Source organism: Okeanomitos corallinicola TIOX110, from assembly GCF_038050375.1.
GTDB classification, from domain to species: domain Bacteria; phylum Cyanobacteriota; class Cyanobacteriia; order Cyanobacteriales; family Nostocaceae; genus Okeanomitos; species Okeanomitos corallinicola.
On sequence record NZ_CP150886.1, the window covers coordinates 3,084,436 to 3,101,145 of the forward strand.

General features: G+C 41.2%; 9 protein-coding genes. 3 read left to right on the forward strand and 6 right to left on the reverse strand.

Going from position 1 to position 16,710, the window contains the following annotated elements:
• Window positions 1-53 precede the first annotated feature (53 nt).
• Window positions 54-842, reverse strand: a complete 789-nt coding sequence (locus WJM97_RS13395) for an NYN domain-containing protein (RefSeq protein WP_353929300.1) — start codon at window positions 840-842, stop codon at window positions 54-56.
• Window positions 843-1,387: 545 nt separating this feature from the next.
• Between WJM97_RS13395 and WJM97_RS13400 the strand changes: the two genes are divergently transcribed.
• Both WJM97_RS13400 and WJM97_RS13405 read left to right on the forward strand, forming a co-directional pair.
• Window positions 1,388-1,804 carry a XisH family protein gene (locus tag WJM97_RS13400; protein ID WP_353929301.1) on the forward strand — a complete coding sequence of 139 codons (417 nt, stop codon included), beginning with the start codon at window positions 1,388-1,390 and terminating at the stop codon, window positions 1,802-1,804.
• Window positions 1,792-2,127, forward strand: coding sequence for a XisI protein (locus WJM97_RS13405; protein ID WP_353929302.1), 336 nt, complete (start codon window positions 1,792-1,794; stop codon window positions 2,125-2,127). Before WJM97_RS13400 ends, WJM97_RS13405 begins: the two co-directional genes overlap by 13 nt.
• A 68-nt stretch (window positions 2,128-2,195) precedes the next feature.
• On the opposite strand, the gene WJM97_RS13410 is transcribed toward WJM97_RS13405, so the two are convergent.
• The gene (locus WJM97_RS13410; protein ID WP_353929303.1) at window positions 2,196-2,849 is read right to left on the reverse strand and encodes a Uma2 family endonuclease; all 654 of its coding nucleotides are present in this window, start codon (window positions 2,847-2,849) and stop codon (window positions 2,196-2,198) included.
• A gap of 211 nt (window positions 2,850-3,060) precedes the next feature.
• On the reverse strand, window positions 3,061-3,642 hold the full coding sequence (locus tag WJM97_RS13415) for a Uma2 family endonuclease (protein WP_353929304.1): 582 nt from the start codon (window positions 3,640-3,642) through the stop codon (window positions 3,061-3,063).
• A gap of 90 nt (window positions 3,643-3,732) precedes the next feature.
• On the opposite strand from WJM97_RS13415, the gene bchD reads away from it, so the two are divergent.
• Complete coding sequence (bchD, locus tag WJM97_RS13420; RefSeq protein WP_353929305.1) at window positions 3,733-5,760, forward strand: magnesium chelatase ATPase subunit D; 2,028 nt, start codon at window positions 3,733-3,735, stop codon at window positions 5,758-5,760.
• A gap of 135 nt (window positions 5,761-5,895) precedes the next feature.
• Here bchD and WJM97_RS13425 read toward each other — a convergent pair whose 3' ends face one another.
• From WJM97_RS13425 to WJM97_RS13435, 3 genes are all read right to left on the reverse strand, one after another.
• Window positions 5,896-8,145, reverse strand: coding sequence for a DUF4114 domain-containing protein (locus tag WJM97_RS13425; RefSeq protein WP_353929306.1), 2,250 nt, complete (start codon window positions 8,143-8,145; stop codon window positions 5,896-5,898).
• Window positions 8,146-8,260: 115 nt separating this feature from the next.
• Entirely contained in the window at window positions 8,261-13,918 is a 5,658-nt protein-coding gene (locus tag WJM97_RS13430) for a cadherin-like domain-containing protein (protein ID WP_353929307.1), read from the reverse strand.
• A 64-nt stretch (window positions 13,919-13,982) separates the two neighbouring features.
• Window positions 13,983-16,514, reverse strand: a complete 2,532-nt coding sequence (locus WJM97_RS13435) for a TIGR03032 family protein (protein WP_353929308.1) — start codon at window positions 16,512-16,514, stop codon at window positions 13,983-13,985.
• Window positions 16,515-16,710 lie beyond the last annotated feature (196 nt).

A 16,710-nucleotide genomic window follows, 5' to 3' on the forward strand; every position in this document is an offset into this window, starting at 1 on the left:
TCATTAACCAGTTATTTTACTAAACTGGGATTTTCAAGTTTTTAAAAACAAATTCAAGCAGCTATTTGATTTAATTCAATTAAAAATAACTCCTGATTTTGTCTTTTTACTTTACCTTCTTTGACAACCATATCAACAAATTGTCCAAATTTTTTAAATTTTGTACCATTAGGTATAGATATTGAACAAATTCCCTGGTAATTAGCGGAAATTTGACCCATCAATTGATTAACATAACTGTAGTTTGTGGGTTTATTTTGACTGAGTGCTTTGTTTACAGCTTTCATCAAACATTCTACAGCGTCATTGTAGCTAATTTGAGGATGGATGACATTTGTTTGAGGTTGATTTTTTTTCTCAACTAACTGAGGTAAGTCATCTATGAAGTGAAATTCATTAGCAACATCCTTGAGACTCTTTTTCAAATTACCTTTTTTTGCAAAAATGATGATAGATTTACCTTTCGCTTTTACATCTTTAAGTAAATTAACAAAATCACCATCTCCTGAAACTAGGATAAATACATCTGGTGCATTATTACTCCACATATCATCAATTGAATCTTTGAAGATTTGATTATCTACACTATTCTTTAATGAACAGGTAACATCCATAATTTGATAACCAATCTTTTCTAAACTAGATGTAGTTGTAGAAAAATTTCCTACCAATGAATTATAGTAAATTTTTTTGGTAATTAAACGACCTTTTGATTTTGCAAACTCTAGTAGGTTTATTGCTGTCTCAGCATTGAAAGGAACATTCTGAAAATCGCAATAGATCGAAATTTTAAATGTTTCCTGTTCAGCTTTTACAGGTGTCTTTATAGAAGCAACTTGCATTTTGTCAATTCCTTAATTTAGTAAATTGATCAAGTGATATTGACAGCTTCAACGAATTACATATCTACAGCAGTAAAACTACATAAAGGGAAAAAGTAAAAAAATAGTTTTAACCCGTTTGCTTTCCCTATTTTACAAACTTCGATTTACCATCTCAGCAACAGGATTCCTCGCTGATAAATCCTGCTTTATTCCTTCGGATGAATATTTATCCTAACTCTTTGTTTTCTTCGTACCGATTAGCCTGATTGACGATAAAAAATTATATCAGGCTAAATAAATATTCAAACGAACGAACAAAACAAGGCTTGTCAGAAAGGAGTTCTGCTGCTGAGACAACCACCGATGCTTGCGCGTTAGAGTTCTGCTTGAGATTTGTAGTTATTTGGCTGTCTTAGTCACGTATTTTAAGACCCATAACTTGAAATGTCAAGCACTCTTTCTGCAAAAAATCGTAAGATCTATAAATTAGCCTATTACGCGGATTTCAGCTATCTGAAACGAGAAATATTATAATAGTAGATAAAAAACTCAATTATCAACTCATGTCAGCTAAAGATATATTCCATGATGCAGTAAAAAAAGGATTAGAAAAAGACGGATGGGTGATCACAGATGATCCTTTAAGGATTCGCTCAGGTAGAGTTGATATGCAAATTGACTTAGGTGCAGAAAGAATGATAGGTGCGGAAAAAGGATCAGAAAAAATTGCAGTAGAAATTAAAAGTTTTATCAGTTCTTCAAACATTTCAGAATTTCATACTGCATTAGGACAATTTCTTAATTATCGTTTCGCTTTACAAGAACAGCAACCTCAAAGATTTTTATATTTAGCTGTTCCCAAAATACCTTATGAGACCTTCTTTCAATTACCATTTGTCATCAACATAATTGATAATTTTCAACTAAGTTTAATAGTGTATGATCCAAATGAGGAGGTAATTTTATTATGGAAAAAATAGAACAATATCGGACATACATTCAAAACTTATTAACTGAATATGCTCAAGGTAGTCCATCTGATGATGAAGTAGAAACACAATTGATTTTTGATCAAGAAAGAGATCATTATCAGGTGGTTTATGCAGGTTGGAAAAATCGCAGACCGATGTATGGTTGTGTATTACATTTAGATATTAAAAATGGTAAAATTTGGATTCAATATAATGGAACTGAGATAGATATAGCAGATGAATTAGTTAAATTAGGAGTACCAAAATCAGATATAGTTTTAGCTTTCCATGAACCTTTGATGAGACAGTATACAGGTTTTGCTGTTGGATAATTTTTTAGTTGTAGATCCCCGACTTCTTAAACTTCTTAAAAAAGTCAGGGATCTAATTTTTCAAATTCTTAAAGTGTATTGATATCAATTCCTTTAGCTTGCAATTTTGCTAATAAGTCTTGATATTTTTGTTTCTCCTGTTCTAATTGTTGATTTAATTCAATAGATGTGAGAAACTTTCTACCATCAGGATAATAGATTTCTAAATTATCTGCTGTTAACTCAAACCGGATACCTAAACGCGGACTAACCCAATTATTAATTTCCTCAATTGCTGTAAACCATTCATCTTCTCTGATCAAACCTGTTAATTCAATCGTATCTGGATTATAAATATAATATTCTTCCACTCCATATCTTTGATAAAATAGCATTTTTTTCGCCATTTCTTTGGTACGATTTCCAGGAGATAGAATTTCAAAAACTACTTGGGGAGCAATGTTATTTTCTAACCATTGTTTATAAGAACCTCTATCACCTTTAGGTCTACCAAATACTACCATAACATCAGGTGATTGTCTGGTTTTGACACTTCCCTCCACAGGATACCATAACAAATCACCAGCTATAAATACATCAGGATTTTCAGCAAAAAGAATTTCTAAATTTTCTTTAATTTTAACTATCCATTGATATTGTTTAGTATTATCAGACATTGTTTTTCCATCACTATCAGGGTAGATGATTTCTGGTTTTGTTTCTGGTGTTAGTTGTTGTACCATATCTATAATCTCCATTTTACCAAAGGTAAATAATTGTTTTCTTTGATGTTTTATTTGAGAGTGGTACTGATAAACCTATTAATTATTATATATTATTTATTATGATTTGTTAGTGACAGCGCAAACCAATAAAGTAGATTAAATTATAAAATTAATGAACATAAATAAAGTTGGGTTTCACTGCGTTCAACCCAACCTACAATAAACCAGATTACAAAGTGGGAGGAAAAACCTTACTTAAATCAAGTTGTAAATCTGGGAAATATGGTAAATCAATAAATTGATGATGTAAGAAAATTCGCTTATTCAAATAACCAAAATTACCTTGTTGATTTTTATAAGGTTCACTATAACATTCTAAACAATTATCTAATAAATTAAAAATCCAATAATCAGAAATTCCTGCTTTTGCATAAAGTGGTATTTTCACATCTTGATCATATTTAATGGAAGAATCAGCGACTTCAATTACTAACAATACATCCTCAGCTTTTGGGTGAGATGATAAATAATTATCATCACGATTTTTGATGATTGCAAAATCTGGTTCTGGTTCACTTTTTGGTGGTATGCTAATAGGGGCTTGAGATTGCAAAATTCCTCTATCTTCTATAAGTTTTGGAAACTGCTTCCATAAATTTCTTAAACAAGTTTCATGTGCCGTACCTTTTGATACCATTTCTATTAATTCCCCATTAATTAATTGAATATGATCATCTTCCTTTAAAAAACCGATATCTATAAGTTGATGATATTCTTCTAGGGTGAAGCTTTTAACCTGAATTGTAGTCATATATGTTGCTCCTTCACAAATTGCCATTACATATATTCTAAATGTGCCAGGAATTGCTATGCTAAAATTATAATAACCAATAAAAAAACAATGCCAGCGCCGACAATAACCCCAACAACAACAGCTTTTCCACTGACTGCTGTAGTCGGTCAAGAAGCGATTAAAATAGCATTGCTGCTAACAGCAGTAGATCCCGGTTTGGGGGGTGTGGTAATTGCAGGTCGTCGCGGTACGGCTAAATCTGTAATGGCACGTGCCATTCACGCTTTGTTACCACCTATAGAAGTTGTTAAAGATTCCGTTAGCAACTGTGACCCCAACCACCCCGAAGAATGGGATGATAAACTCTTAGCTGAAGAAAGACAGGAAATAGAAACAGAAATTATTCCTGTTCCCTTTCTACAAATACCCCTGGGTGTGACAGAAGACCGGCTTTTAGGTTCTGTGGATGTGGAACAGTCGGTAAAACAAGGTGATACGGTGTTTCAACCAGGGTTACTGGCCAGCGGTAACAGGGGTGTGTTGTATGTGGATGAAATCAATTTATTAGATGACCAAATTAGCAATCAACTTTTAGCTGTATTATCCGATGGACGTAACCAAATAGAAAGGGAAGGAATAAGTTTTCAGCATCCTTGCAAACCTCTGTTTATTGCAACTTACAACCCAGAGGAAGGAGCGCTAAGAGAGCATTTACTTGATAGAATTGCGATCGCACTGTCAGCAGATGGCGTTCTCGGTATAGATCAAAGAGTAGAAGCAGTAGAACAGGCGATCGCATACTCCCGTTCCCCCCAAGAATTTTTAGAACAATACAGCGAAGACATAGACGCACTCAAAACCCAAATACTCCTAGCGCGGGAATGGTTAAAAGAAGTCACCATCACCCAAGAACAAATAACTTACCTAGTGAACGAAGCTATTCGCGGAGGAGTTGAAGGACATCGTGCGGAATTATTTGCGGTGCGGGTTGCAAAAGCAGCAGCAGCGTTAGAAGGACGGAACACAGTTAACGCGGAAGACCTACGACGTGCGGTAGAGTTAGTCATCGTTCCTCGAACCACTATTATTCAAACCCCACCGGACGAACAAGAACCACCCCCACCACCACCTCCACCACAAAGTCAAGACGACTCGGAAGAACAGCAGGAAGAAGAAGAGGAACAAGAAGAACAGGAAGAACAAGAAGAAGAACAGGAACAGCAAGAACCCCCAGATATTCCTGAAGAGTTTGTGTTTGACCCAGAGGGGGTAATTCTTGATCCAGAAGTGCTTTATTTTACCCAAATGGCGCAACGTCAAGGTAAATCTGGCAGTCGCAGTATTATCTTCTCCGATGACCGGGGACGTTATATTAAGCCGATGTTACCCAAAGGTAAGGTCAAACGCATTGCCGTAGATGCCACATTACGAGCCGCAGCCCCGTATCAAAAAGCACGCCGAGCCAGACAACCGAATAAAAAGGTAATTGTGGAACAAGGTGATATGCGTTCTAAGCGGTTGGTGAGGAAAGCTGGCGCTTTGGTGGTGTTTGTGGTGGATGCTTCCGGTTCAATGGCATTAAACCGGATGCAATCGGCTAAAGGTGCAGTCATGCAGCTTTTAACCGAATCCTATCAAAACCGTGATCAAATTGCTTTAATTCCCTTCCGAGGTGAACAAGCGGAAGTGTTATTACCTCCGACCCGTTCCATCTCCTTGGCTAAAAATAGGTTAGAAAAATTACCTTGTGGTGGCGGTTCTCCTTTAGCACATGGGTTAACCCAAGCTGTGAGAGTAGGAGTAAACGCCCAAATGGGTGGAGATATTGGTCAGGTTGTCATTGTGGCAATTACTGATGGTCGTGGTAATATTCCTTTGGCTCGTTCTTTAGGTGAACCCCAAGAACCAGGGGAAAAACCAGATATCAAAGCGGAACTGCTAAATATCGCAGGGAGAATTAGAGCTTCCGGGATGCAGTTGTTGGTGATTGATACGGAGAGTAAGTTTGTTTCTACAGGTTTTGCTAAAGAGTTGGCGAAAACTGCGGGGGGTAAGTATTATCAATTACCAAAAGCTACGGATAAGGCGATCGCATCTATGACGAGGGGAGCGATCGCAGATATGAAATCTCGGTAGTTGGATCAGATCCCCGACTTCTTTGATCCGTCAATTATGACTCTGGTTGGTGAAAACCAGAAGCGAGCAAATTCTGACGTAGAATGTAGAATCCCCGTGCGTTTACGCCGGGGAGTGTCAATTTTTACCAGATTACTAGACGGTGAATTTCAATTTAATAATTACATCATTGTAATCCAAATCACCACCACCAGATAAGTCCTCGAAACCAAATGTATTGTCTGCTAATAAGCGAATGTGGTTTACTCCATCAGAATTAACTCCCAAGTAAGGGAAATAAACTTGAGGATCATTACCAGTGTTATTATCAGTCAACTGTGACAAAGTACCATTGATAATGATCATGGGAGCGAAGATTGAACCACCTGTAATCATGGCGCTGTCTGTAAATTGACCCTGGTTAGAAACAGCAAATTTGATGGTTTCACCAGTTTCTGCATCTTTAATTAGATTGTTGATGGCTGCTTGTAAGTAATCGTCTCTATTCGCTGAAGTTGCTTCCAGGCTGCCAATTTTTCCTTGAGCATTGTTTACTTCGTAAAAATAGACCTCGTTGTTATATGCAGCTTCTCTAAAAACAGAAAAGTCTGCTTTTACCAGACCTGATACATCTCGTAAATCAATTAATTTGGCTTGGCTTTCTTCTTGTAGTGCTGTACCTATAGTTAAGGATTCATCTGTTGATTCTATCTTCACTACCAGAGAATCAAAGTTTGTGTCAGTAGTATTTTCTTTCCAGGAAATTGTAAAATTACCCTCTTCTTGTGTAATGATTTGGTTTGAGGAATCAGCAAATAAAATTTTGTTATTTTCAATGAGTCCAGCTTTGAAAGAATCAACAGTACCGTCCTTGACTAAAAAGAATTTTAAGTAACTACCAGAATCAAATTCCAGTAGTCTTGTCAGACTATTAGTTTCAATGTCAGTTTTAAACAGATTAGGAAGATTAGCAATGGCAGAAAAAACACCTTCACCTTGGGTTTTTGCCAGGGTAAGAGCGGCTTCATTGTAACCTTGTTCCCCTGGTGCAATACCGTTAATTCTACCTTCGGCATTGTCAACTATAAATACACCAAGTTCGTTGACAAAACTAGAATTGCTTTCTATTAACGTGGCTTTGAGTCTGACTGTATCACCAACTCCTTTAACACTAAATATGCTGTTGTTGGTAATGTTGGTAATAACGGCTAAAGGTATATCTTCGTCATTATCATCATCATCATTAATAGTTCCCTTGGCTATGCCATTTGTAGAACTGATAATTGATCCGTTTGTGGGATTACTTAAAGTGACAGTGAAAGTTTCATCACTCTCGAATAAGCTATCTAGTATGCTGGAAACAGTAAAGATTTTTTGGGTTTCCCCCTGAGCAAAGGTGATAGTTTGAGTTTGAGCAGTGAAGTCAGAAACACTGGCTGTATCTCCTGTATTTATGGATGTGGATACAGTCACTGTTTGGTCAATCAATATATCATCGGTGCGGGTAATGGTGAAATTTAGATCATTACCTTCAATAGATGCAGCATCAGAAATTGAGAAAACAGGAATTATAAAATCAAAATTAGATGAGTCTAAATCACTGCTGAGGACATTTCGTAAAATGCCCAAGTTTCTTTCACTACTATCAATTAGAGTTTTGACAATTGTGTCATTCCCAACTTGCTCTAGAATGATGTCTGCAAAATTATGGACTTGAGGGATGCCAGCAATGACAACTTTATCATCACTTTTTGTAAAATCTAAGACTTCTGCGGGTACATCAGGAACTGAACCATTACCAAGATAAAAGCGGTCAAATCCATTACCGCCAATCATTCTAGTACCTTGTTTACCAGCGTAGAGTGAGTCATCCCCATCATTACCAAATAAGCGATCGCTCGCCAGGTTTCCAATCAGAGTATCATTACCTTCACCACCTTCTAGGGTGTTGTTACCAATGGTGCTGAGTGTCTGAAGAAAATCATTACCAAACCCGCCTTTGAGAGTGTTCAGGCTACCGTCCCTGACATAAAGCTGATCATCTCCAGCATCACCATTCAGACTATTATTATCGCCTTCTAAGACAAACAAGCGATCGCTATCATCACCACCATTGAGGATGTTATTACCGGAATTACCTTCAGCATATAAGTCATCTTCTCCAGCACCACCATTGAGGATATTATTACCGGAATCACCTTTAGCATATAAGCTGTCATTTCCCTCACCACCGTTTAAGGTGTCGTTATTATTACCAAAAAGCTGATCGTTGCCAGATCCGCCATCAAGGATGTTATTTCCATCAGCATTAGCTGCATCTAGGGTATCATCACCTGCAAATCCAAAGACTTGATCACCTTGTTGGGCAAATAACTCATCGTTATTGGGAGTACCATTAATAATCATTGTTACAATTCTACCTACGTAAGTGGCTCAATATTTTTAAACAAATAATTGAAAACTTTTATAGAGACGTTCCATGGAACGTCTCTACATTCTCAATCGCAGATATCTAATGCACTTAAACAGAGATAAAGTCGTTCTGTGTCAGTGTAGTAGTATCAAAATTAGTCAGTGTAGCTAGGGTTTGATTACGCAAACGAATCTCATCACCAGAGAAAGACAACTGATTGAAATTCAAGCCAGACAAGCCGATTTTATCGCCCTGACCTAAACTAAAATCGGTGATTGTATCTTTACCTGCGGCTTTCTCCAAGACGAAGATATCACTACCAGTACCACCAGTGAGGATATCATCTTGCTTACCACCGTTGAGGAAGTCATTACCAGCACCACCAACAAGCAAGTCTTGACCATTACCACCTAAAAGGCTGTCGTTACCGTCACCACCATAGAGGTTGTCATTGCCATTGTCACCTTCGATATAGTCGTTACCAGCCTCACCATAGAGGTCGTCATTGCTGTTACCGCCATAAATTTGGTCGTTAGCAGTACCGCCATAAATTGTGTCATCACCATTGCCACCGACAAGGTTGTCGTTACCAGCATCGCCGAAGACATTATCATCACCATTGAGTGCGTTAATGATATCGTTGCCCAGCGTACCGTTAATAACATCATCTTGGCTACTACCGGTGAGGTTAATCCCGACAGCTACTGTTACCATGCCTACGTCAATGCCACCGTCGCCATCACTGACAGTATAGTTAAAGCTGCCATTGCCACTAAAACCTGTGGTGGGAGTAAAGACGACATTGCCACTGCTATTGATAGTTACACTACCGTTAACACTGTTACTGACAGCAGTGATACTTAAAGTAGGACTATCTACATCGGTATCATTGGCTAATAAATCACTAGATAGCAAGGTCAATGGGGTATTTTGATTGGCAGTAAAAGAGTCATCACCGGCTACAGGTGCATCGTTGACAGGAGTTACTGTCAGGTCAAAGGTATCATCAACACTAGCATTGCTGCTGTCAGTTGCGGTAACTTTGATGCTAATTGTGCCGTTATCTGGGTCGTCTGGTGTGCCGCTAAAGGTATTGGTAGCAGCGTCGAAGGTTAACCAGGTAGGTAGAGAATTACCGTTAGCGAGGGTAGCAGTATAAGTTAAGCTGTCACCTGCATCAACATCGGTAAAGGTATTGGCGGGAATGGTAAAGCTGAAGAAGCCATCTTCTAAAGTAGTTTGATTAGCGATCGCATTTGCTACTATTGGTGCATCATTAACTGGAGTTACAGAGAAAGTCTGAGTTTGTCCAGCTAAGGTATCTGTTCCATCAGTGACACCGTAGTCAAGGGTGACATTACCATTAAAGTCAGCAGTTGGAGTGAAGGTATAAGTTCCATCCAGGTTATCAACTAAACCACCGTTATCAGCAGTTAAACCAACTACGGATAAGGTATCACCAGCATCTACATCACTGAATCCTGTTAATAAGTCAGCAGCAGTAATGATAATAGCTGTATCTTCAGCAGTGTTGCCTAAAGTTGCTGTGGGTGAACCAACAGGAGCATCATTAACTGGAGTGATAGAGAAAGTCTGAGTTTGTCCGCTTAATGTATCTGTTCCATCAGTCACACCGTAGTCAAGGGTGAGAGTACCATTAAAGTTAGCAGTTGGGGTGAAGGTATAAGTTCCATCCAGGTTATCAACTAAACCACCGTTATCAGCAGTTAAACCAGTTACGGATAAGGTATCACCAGTATCTACATCACTGAAACCTGCTAACAAGTCAGCAGCATTGATGATAATAGCTGTATCTTCAGCAGTGTTGCCTAAAGTTGCTGTAGGTGAACCAACAGGAGCATCATTAACCGCAGTCACAGAGAAAGTCTGAGTTTGTCCAGCTAAGGTATCTGTACCATCAGTCACACCGTAGTCAAGAGTAACTACACCATTAAAGTCAGCAGTTGGGGTGAAGGTATAAGTCCCATTACCGTTATCAACTAAACCACCGTTATCAGCAGTTAAACCAGTTACAGACAGGGTATCACCATCTACATCACTGAAACCTGCTAACAAGTCAGCAGCATTGATGATAATAGCTGTATCTTCAGCAGTGTTGCCTAAAGTTGCTGTAGGTGAACCAACAGGAGCATCATTAACCGCAGTCACAGAGAAAGTCTGAGTTTGTCCAGCTAAGGTATCTGTACCATCAGTCACACCGTAGGAAAGGGTGACAGTACCATTAAAGTCAGCAGTTGGGGTGAAGCTGTAAGTTCCATCACCGTTATCAACTAAAGTGCCGTTATTCGCAGTTAAGTTGACAACAGAGAGGGTATCACCATCTACATCACTGAAGCCCGCTAATAAGTCAGTAGCATTAATGATAATGGCTGTATTTTCAGCAGTGTTGCCTAGAGTAGCTATGGGTGAACCAACAGGAGCATCATTAACGGGAGTGACGGAGAAGCTCTTGCTTTGTCCGGTTAAACTGGCTGTGCCGTCGGTGACATCGTAGGTGAGGGTGACAATACCATTGAAGTTGGCAGTTGGGGTGAAAGTGTAAGTCCCATCATTGTTATTTACCAATGCACCGTTGTCAGCAGTTAAGTTAGCAACGGTAAGAATATCACCAGCATCCACATCACTGAAACCTATTAATAAATCAGAGGTATTAATGATGATGGCAGTGTCTTCGGCTGTGTCACTTAACGTTACTTTAGGGGTAGTATTAAGCAGTACTGAAACATTAGGATTGTTTCCGGCCACCAAGTCTGCCTTCCCGTCACCGTTAAAGTCCCCAATTGCCATAGAACGGAGATCACTGTTCATTGCAAAGTTAGTGGCAGTGCCAAAGCTACCATCCCCATTGCCCAACAGCACCGATACGTCCTCAGTCTCGTTGTTCCCGGTTACAATATCTACCTTGCCATCCCCATTGAAGTCCCCAACTACTACAGATAGGGGAAGAGATCCCACCGCAAAGTTAGTGGCAGTGCCAAAGCTACCATCCCCATTGCCCAACAGCACCGATACGGTATTGCTTCCTTGGTTTACGGTCACAACATCTGCCTTGCCATCCCCGTTAAAGTCCCCAATTGCCAAGGAACGGGGACTACTGTCCACCGCAAAATTAGTGGCAGTGCCAAAACTGCCATCCCCATTACCTAATAGCACGGAGACATCGCTGGATAATATGTTTGCCGTTGCCAGGTCTGCCTTGCCATCCCCGTTAAAGTCCCCAATTGCAACAGAGATTGGAGCATCACCCACCGCAAAGTTAGTGGCAGCACCAAAACTGCCATCCCCATTGCCCAATAGCACCGAGACATTATCAGAGTTGTTTGTGGTAACAACATCCGCCTTGCCATCGCCGTTGAAGTCTCCAATCGCCAGGGAACTGGGATCAGAGTTTACTGTAAAGAAGGTAGTGGCAGTGCCAAAGCTGCCATCGCCATTGCCTAATAGCACTGAGACGTTACCAACAATGGTTTCGTCAAAGGTTTCCTCGTTGAAAATGCTAGAGTAGGTTGCCAGTGCCAGATCCACCTTACCATCGCTGTTGAAATCCCCAACAGTAACGGATGTGGGAATGCCACCTGCTGCAAAAGTAGTAGCAGTACCAAAGCTACCATTCCCATTGCCTAGCAACACCGAAACGTTATTGAAACCACCAGCAGTCACCAAGTCAGTATTGCCATCGCCGTTGAAGTCTCCAACCGCTACATAAAGGGCAGAGTTTGCCTGAAAGCTAACCACTGGGTCAAAAGAAAGTGAAACGGGCGCATCATTTACGCCATTAATAGTAACCGTAACAGTTGCCGTATCTGTCCCCCCATTGCCATCAGAAATGGTGTAAGTAAAGGTATCAGTCGCTGTTTCACCATCCTTGAGAGATTCAAATTGACCGTTGGGGTCGTACTCGAAGGTGCCATCGCCGTTATCGGTTACAGTACCCAGAGTGCCAGTGGTGTCTATGCTATCAACGGTGAGAGTATCCCCATCTGCGTCGCTGTCGTTATTGAGAACGTTGCCAGTGGTGAAACTTGTGTCTTCATCAGTGGTGAAAGCGGGGTCTGCGGTGACAACGGTATCATTCTCAAAATAATTGAGAGAGCCGTAACGTTCCCCAACAACAGCATCAAGGTCTCCATCTCCATCCACATCAGCAAAGGTGGGAGTGCTAATAGAACCCACAGCAATGCCATCAAAGGGATTGTTGGTTCCTGTTTGTTCTACATAAATAGGAGCCGTGGTACTGCCTGTATTCTCAAAATAATTGAGATTGCCGTTAAATTCCCCAACAACAGCATCAAGGTCTCCATCTCCATCCACATCAGCAAAGGTGGGAGTGCTAAAAGAACCCACATCAATGCCATCAAAGGGGTTGTTGGTTCCTGTTTGTGCTACATACGTGGTACTGCCTGTATTCTCATAATATTTGAGATTGCCGTTAAATTCCCCAACAACAGCATCAAGGTCTCCATCTCCATCCACATCAGCAAAGGTGGGAGAGATAAAAGAACCCACAGCAATGCCATCAAAGGGGTTGTTGGTTCCTGTTTGTGCTACATACGTGGTACTGCCTGTATTCTCATAATATTTGAGATTGCCGTCACGATCCCCAACAACAGCATCAAGGTCTCCATCTCCATCCACATCAGCCAAGGTGGGAGTGTTACGAGAACCCACAATGCCATCAAAGGGGTTGTTGGTTCCTGTTTGTGCTACATACGTGGTACTGCCTGTATTCTCATAATATTTGAGATTGCCGAAAGCTCCCCCAACAACAGCATCAAGGTCTCCATCTCCATCCACATCAGCAAAGGTGGGACTACTAGAATAACCCACATCAATGCCATTGAAGGGGTTGTTGGTTCCGGTTTGTTCGTTAAAGTTGGTTTCGCTCAGGAATCCATTATCAACGGCAACGGGAGCATTGTTATTCTCGAAGAACAGGGTATTGCCATTAACATTACCGACAAAAGCATCCAAGTCCCCATCCCCATCAATATCAGCAAAGGTGGGTACAGCATTATTCCCCACATCTGTCAGTCCGAAGGGGTTGGTGGCTTCTAGGGTAAAGGTGGGAGCAGCCGCAGTTCCCGTGTTGCGGTAGAACAGGGTATTGCCCTCCTTGTTCCCAACAAAAGCATCCAAGTCTCCATCCCCATCTATATCGGCAAAGGTGGGTTTAGCAAACGACCCCACATCCGTCAAACCGAAGTTGTTGGCTTCTTGGGTAAAGGTGGGAGCAGCCGCTGTTCCGGTGTTGCGGAAGAACAGGGGATTGCCAAACCTTTCCCCCACAAAAGCATCCAAGTCCCCATCATTATCAATATCGGCAAAGGTGGGGGCAGCAAACGACCCCATCGTCAAACCGAAGTTGTTGGCTTCTTGGGTGAAGGTGGGAGCAGACGCAGTTGTTCCGGTATTGCGGAAGAACAGGGTATTGCCAAACCTTTCCCCCACAAAAGCATCCAAGTCCCCATCATTATCAATATCGGCAAAGGTGGGGGTAGAATAACTCCCCACATCCGTCAATCCGAAGTTGCTGGTTTCTAGGGTGAAGGTGGGAGCAGACGCAGTTGTTCCGGTATTGCGGAAGAACAGGGTATTGCCAAACCTTTCCCCCACAAAAGCATCCAAGTCCCCATCCCCATCAATATCAGCAAAGGTGGGTGCAGCATTATTCCCCACATCTGTCAGTCCGAAGGGGTTGGTAATTGGGGCGATAAAATTGGGATCATTGCTAATTCCTGGTGGCATAATCAATTAATTCCTCTAATTTGATAAAGTTTCAGTGTTTTCAAGTTTTCAATGACAGATAGGACTAACCACCCAATTGCTTAAAAGCAACATAAGAATGAGTCACTTCCATCAAATAGGGTTCTAAATGTTTATGTACAAACTTCAGCATCGCCGGATTTTCCTGTGCTACTGCAAACAAACAGTAAGGAACTGTACTGTCTACTTGACGCAGGATAGACTGGGATAACAAAGAAATCCCCCGTCCCAACCGTTGAAACCGTTTGTCCACAAACATCGTCGAATAACGAATCGCATCAGTAGCGACTCGGTGAGTTACCATCCAACCCACTAATTGCGTCTCATAGCGCAACCCCAAGCTGTTCAAGGGTTCAGCCGGAGTATTGCCAAAGGGACTCAAGGAGGTTGGATAGTCCAAATGTTCAAGCTGTTTTTGGTCTGCATCTGTTAATTCACTCCAAGGAAAAACTGTAAATTTGTTCGGTAGGGGATACTTCGTTAACCAAGGTGCTTGAGATACTTTCTCGGTGGTGGTTTTCCCCAATAAAAAGTTGACTTGTGTTTGCCATTTTTGCTGTTTCAGTAAAGGTTCTAAGGCTAAATTTGTGATGTCAGTAGATTTATAACCCAGCTTCATGAGTCCACAACCTAAAGCCGTTAAACCCATTTCCAGAGTTTTGATTAAACCTGTACCAATTCCCTGATGGCGATAATCTGGTAAAACAAACAGAGAAATCACCTCAACTTCTGGTTTTGTCTGGGGTTGGGTTGAAAGTATCTCAGCTAACACTAATCCCACTTTTTCCCCTGCGACTTCGGCAACTATCCCCACTAACTGTCCTTTGGGTTGTTGACGACTCCACCGCTTTTGAATTTTAGGAAAACTCAAATGGTTGTAAGACAAAGATTGTTCAACGGTTAAATTCTGGAGGGCATAATATTGAACACTGGGTTTGTCTAAAACCGCCATCTCAGCCGTTGTATCAGGGGTTTTGATTTGCTTATTCCTCTGACGGAACTCTCCGTTAATTTGAGGAGGTTGCCACTTTAGCTTTTGCAGTAGGGGTTCTAAGGCTGTATTGGTCAGTAAACTGGCGGAATAGGTCAAAAATAACTCTTGACATCCCTGAGTCTTTAATTCTTTTTCTAAATAAGCTACTAACCTTGTGCCAATGCCTTGATGACGGTATTCAGGTAATACAAATAGGGAGATAATTTCGACTGTTTCGGCGTTTAAACGTTCAGCTATGGCAAATCCCACCATTGACCCGTTAATAGAAGCGGAAAGTCCCGTTAGTTCACCTTTTGGGGGCGTTTTTTGCCAACGCTGCTGTAACCGAGGAAAGGTCAATTCATCGTAATCTAGGGCATTACTGCTAGTGAGGTGATACACCCGTTGATATTTAACCTCTGCTCCCAACACTTGCGCCCCGACGGGGGAAATTGGCTGATTTGTGGATGATTGTTCATTAGGTTGGGGTAAACCTGCAATGGGAGGTTTTGCGCCCTTACTGGGGCGTTTTGCAGTAGGTTTGGTGGTGACAATGCCTCCACTATGGGGAAAAGTCACCAAGCGTTGAATTTCATCCTCTTGTAACCCAATTACTTGAGGTTGATGGACTCCTGGCAACACCACTACATCAAATAGTTCTTCAATGAAGTTCTGAAAATATAACCAGTGCAGGGTTTCACCTGTTTGTAAATCAATTACCATTAACCCAGATTGGGGACTATTTCCCTCAGACATGAGGCGTTTTTCTAGGTTTAAGCCGGTAAAACTCTGGGAACGTAATTGAGACAAACCTACAAAGGCGAAGTTTTGCCAAAAGGCTAAACCGCGCACAAATCCAGGACAAAAGGTGATGGGAAGGAATTTATGATCCTCGATGTAGCCAAATTCCCCAGTACCGGAATTGAGTAACCATAATTTCCCCTGATACCACCGGGGAGAATGGGGCATGGATAAGCCTGTGGCGATGATTTCGTTGTGCTTAACATCAATTACAACTCCCCCATCAACACGATGATTACGCCAGCCGGCGGCGGTATCTGTGGTACTACAGGCGGTGACATAAGCGGGTTTGCCTTCTACCATCGCTAACCCATTCAGATGACAACGATCTTCAGCGACAAGTTTGGAAATAAAGGGCGGTTGCCAAATAGGGACAAAACTGTAATCGGGGCTAATTGTGGCTAAACAACTAAAATCGGTGTTGACAAAAATTAGTTTTCCGGCATTGTCTAATGCTATTTCATGGGCGTTGACATCCCCGGTGGTGTAAGCGGTGTGGGGGACATAGAGCCGATCTGTTTCTTGAGATTTTTCCCCACTATCCAGGAGATTATGGAAATCCCAGATTTGGTAACGGGTGGTCATGTAGAGGCGATTTGCGGCTACACATAGTCCCATTGGTTTGTCGAATAGTCTTTCGTGTAGTTTCAGCCTGCCGTTAGCTTGGCCACTGACGAAAAAAAGGCGGTTAGTTTGGTAGGTGGTAGCAGCAAGGCTGAGGTTTTGCTGTTCCAGCCAGGAGGCGAAATCCTGGGAAGCTGTCAGTTGTAAGGAAGGGGTAGAATCTGCTGATGTTGTTGACATTGATTAGTATATGTTTTGTTTTTATTGAATAAGTATTAATACTTATGGCAAAAAGCTCCAGATTGGCGCGGTAATGCCTCTGTGGGGAAGTCAGCGAAAATTTAAACTTAATTGCTTGATTTTATATACTTACTCAATAATACTGCCGTAGTCCTAGCGATCGCATCGGACATTGATCTAGGTTTTGACTAGGATC

Bases quoted from the DNA above. Each gene is read 5' to 3' on its own strand.
- WJM97_RS13395 (WP_353929300.1), bottom strand. From the start codon at position 842: ATGCAAGTTGCTTCTATAAAGACACCTGTAAAAGCTGAACAGGAAACA.
- WJM97_RS13435 (WP_353929308.1), bottom strand. From the start codon at position 16,514: ATGTCAACAACATCAGCAGATTCTACCCCTTCCTTACAACTGACAGCT.
- WJM97_RS13400 (WP_353929301.1), top strand. From the start codon at position 1,388: ATGTCAGCTAAAGATATATTCCATGATGCAGTAAAAAAAGGATTAGAA.
- bchD (WP_353929305.1), top strand. From the start codon at position 3,733: ATGCCAGCGCCGACAATAACCCCAACAACAACAGCTTTTCCACTGACT.
- WJM97_RS13430 (WP_353929307.1), bottom strand. From the start codon at position 13,918: ATGCCACCAGGAATTAGCAATGATCCCAATTTTATCGCCCCAATTACC.
- WJM97_RS13425 (WP_353929306.1), bottom strand. From the start codon at position 8,145: ATGATTATTAATGGTACTCCCAATAACGATGAGTTATTTGCCCAACAA.
- WJM97_RS13415 (WP_353929304.1), bottom strand. From the start codon at position 3,642: ATGACTACAATTCAGGTTAAAAGCTTCACCCTAGAAGAATATCATCAA.
- WJM97_RS13405 (WP_353929302.1), top strand. From the start codon at position 1,792: ATGGAAAAAATAGAACAATATCGGACATACATTCAAAACTTATTAACT.
- WJM97_RS13410 (WP_353929303.1), bottom strand. From the start codon at position 2,849: ATGGTACAACAACTAACACCAGAAACAAAACCAGAAATCATCTACCCT.